This window comes from Chamaesiphon sp. OTE_20_metabat_361 (assembly GCF_031364565.1).
This window is the reverse complement of sequence record NZ_JANLWO010000268.1, coordinates 1-2,806: the sequence shown is the minus strand read 5'-3', so window position 1 is coordinate 2,806 and position 2,806 is coordinate 1. Positions and strand designations below refer to the sequence as shown.

Below are 2,806 nucleotides of genomic sequence, written 5' to 3'. Positions count from 1 at the left end.
CAAGGGAATGCGCGCATCGCGAACTTCCAGCACCACGTCAACTTTTTTGACCTGTTCTTGAAGTTGGCGTTCGGCTTTGGCAATATGTCCGGGATACCATTGAATCGCAGGTATAGGCATGGTCTTAAAGTAATTGAGAATTGAGAATTGAGAATTGAAAATTGGGTTTTTAGGGTGGGATTTAGACCCCACCCTAAAATCAATCCATCTAAGATGTGGATGATTTAAGCCCATGCTCTTTGTTAACGATGATTCAGTTACCAGTTTAACTGCTAGTCCCGGACTTAATTTGCTGGGTACATATCTGGTTTAGAGTCTACTCGATCGAGATTGTGTAAATATTTTGGCAGTTCGACGATCGGGCGATCGATTTTGTTTGATACTAAAGGGTTGAGGTAACTGGCGATCGGGATGATAGTCCGATCTGCGGTTCTAGATCTAGTCACGCAAATTTTATCAAAATGACACAGCAGACAGTCGTAATTACTGGAGCCTCATCAGGAGTAGGCTTATATACCGCCAAAGCGCTGGCGCAACGCGGTTGGCATGTCATCATGGCATGTCGCGATCTACCCAAAGCTGAAACGGCGGCGCAGTCGGTAGGGATGTCGTTAGATAGTTACAGTATCATCCATATCGATCTGGGTTCACTAGAGAGCGTCCGCAAATTTGTGGCTGAGTTGCGATCGACGGGGAGGTCTTTAGACGCGCTCGTGTGTAATGCGGCGGTGTATTTACCATTGCTCAAAGAGCCAATGCGATCGCCAGAAGGCTACGAAATCAGTGTGGCGACCAATCATTTCGGTCATTTCCTGCTGTGTAATCTGTTCCTAGAGGACTTAAAAGCATCTTCGGCACCACAGAAGCGGTTAATTATGTTAGGCACTGTTACAGCCAATTCTAAAGAGCTTGGGGGCAAGATTCCGATCCCGGCACCTGCGGATTTGGGCGATTTGCAAGGATTGGCGGCGGGTTTCACAGCGCCGATCTCGATGATTGATGGTAAGCCATTTAAAGCTGGGAAGGCTTATAAGGATAGTAAGTTGTGCAATATGATGACCAGTCGCGAGTTGCACCGTCGCTATCATGAATCAACGGGGATTGTGTTTAATACGCTCTATCCTGGTTGCGTGGCGGATACACCGCTATTTCGGAATAGTTATCCGCTGTTTCAGAAGATTTTTCCGTGGTTCCAGAAGAATATTACTAAGGGTTATGTGAGTCAGGAGTTAGCTGGCGAGCGGGTGGCACAGGTGGTTGCCGATCCTCAGTTTGCTCAGTCGGGGGTGCATTGGAGTTGGGGCAATCGTCAACAAGCGGGACGGGAGGGTTTTGTGCAGGAGTTGTCGGAGCAGGCGAGTGATGATAAGGCGGTGAGGATGTGGGAGTTGAGTGAGAAGTTGGTGGGATTGGGGTAGTTGTAATCGCTCAACTAGTTACGCCACAAACCCGACTTTTTGGAAAAGTCGGGTTTGTAGTACCCACTGTTAAGTGAATTCGCGATAATGCTTGTTTGAAGCGGAGCGGCAAATGTTAGATATTAGTGGGTTTCGTTTTTCCTAGCGGAGGCAGAAACCGGATCTGGGGGTTGTCTTGACGCGCTATACCTGGAGGGAACCTCCAGAGCGCGCGTCGCTCCGACCCCCAGCCCCCCCGGGCCAAAGGCGGGACGCCGCCTCTCAAACTCTCCTGCGTAAGGTTCGATTTGTGTGAGGCGCAGTGCCTTAGACCTTCTGCAAGAGATCTGTAGGTTGGGTTTCATTCTTCAACCCAACCTACGACTTTCTATCCCATAGATCTACTAATTCGGCTTCGCTAGTCTGGTTGATGTAGTGGGGATACACGACCTCCTGAAAGAGTGTTTTGGTGTGGGGGAAGATTTTGGCTTGGACGACAGGATTGAAATCGCGATCGAGCGTGGCTTTTCGCATGGCTTGGCGTTCGGCTGGGGAATATTTTCCAAATTGGATGGTGGGAATCCAGGTGGAGTGAATCATCAAGCCGAGATTGATGTCGGGATGGCTCAAGCGGTAAATCGGTTTACCTTTGAAGTCATCGGCATGAAATACCCAGATTTCATCTTGCGCGACGGTATGCGGGTTATTGGGTTCGGCATCTGACATGATGACACAGACAATATAACCATGAGTCGCCGGATCTCGATCGAGCGGACACGGATCTTTGCTGGGGATAAACTGGGGACTACGTGCCAAATAACCGATCGGAAATTCAAAACTATCGGCGATTTCCATTCGCTCGGTATCGATCCTCAATAGGGTTGCTGGCATATCGGACTGTGGTAAACCTTCGACGGGGATGACTCGATTGTCGCGATCGCGATATGCTCGATAGATACGTTTGGGTATTGTCTCCCAGGTGAAGCCCCAACCCATCCAGTACAGGCTGGTAATTTTTTCGCCAGTCTCTAGTTCGCTATCGCGGTTGAGGTTGCGGTGTGTATTTACCGATACCGACCAGGTATTGCATTTGCTGGGATTATCGCCAGTATCGCTGAGGAAGTTTGCTGTGATTACGGCACCAGTTTTAGCATCGATCGTATATCGCGCCACGCTATTGAGATCGACGGGTGCGGGTTGGAAGCCGCGAAATTCTTTTCGCAAACATTTGGTTGGTGTCACTGGCGGTAAGTTTTTATTTACCCCAGCTAACGCTTCAATGCCTTTGGTAATTGCGGGTGTATTTTCACAGTCGAGATTGACGGATTCGTCATACTCGCCGATCCATTCTGTGACATCCCAGCCACCGTTATGGGCGGACATGAGGGTAATTTTACCGTCGGGATTGC

The 2,806-nt window shown here is 49.2% G+C and carries 2 protein-coding genes and 2 pseudogenes; 1 reads left to right on the top strand and 3 read right to left on the bottom strand.

The features are described 5' to 3' along the window. Together RMO35_RS07805 and RMO35_RS07800 are read right to left on the bottom strand one after the other, a co-directional pair. Positions 1–120: pseudogene (locus RMO35_RS07805) on the bottom strand (ribosome biogenesis GTPase YlqF); the annotation flags it as partial. Between the two features lie 164 nt (positions 121–284). Then, positions 285–446, bottom strand: a complete 162-nt coding sequence (locus RMO35_RS07800) for a hypothetical protein (protein WP_309739971.1) — start codon at positions 444–446, stop codon at positions 285–287. Positions 447–461: 15 nt separating this feature from the next. On the opposite strand from RMO35_RS07800, the gene RMO35_RS07795 reads away from it, so the two are divergent. Beyond that, entirely contained in the window at positions 462–1,418 is a 957-nt protein-coding gene (locus RMO35_RS07795) for a protochlorophyllide reductase (RefSeq protein ID WP_309739968.1), read from the top strand. A gap of 357 nt (positions 1,419–1,775) precedes the next feature. On the opposite strand, the pseudogene RMO35_RS07790 reads toward RMO35_RS07795, so the two are convergent. Continuing rightward, positions 1,776–2,806: pseudogene (locus RMO35_RS07790) on the bottom strand (hypothetical protein); the annotation flags it as partial.

Coding starts and splice junctions, on each gene's coding strand:
- RMO35_RS07795 (WP_309739968.1), top strand. CDS start 462: ATGACACAGCAGACAGTCGTAATTACTGGAGCCTCATCAGGAGTAGGC.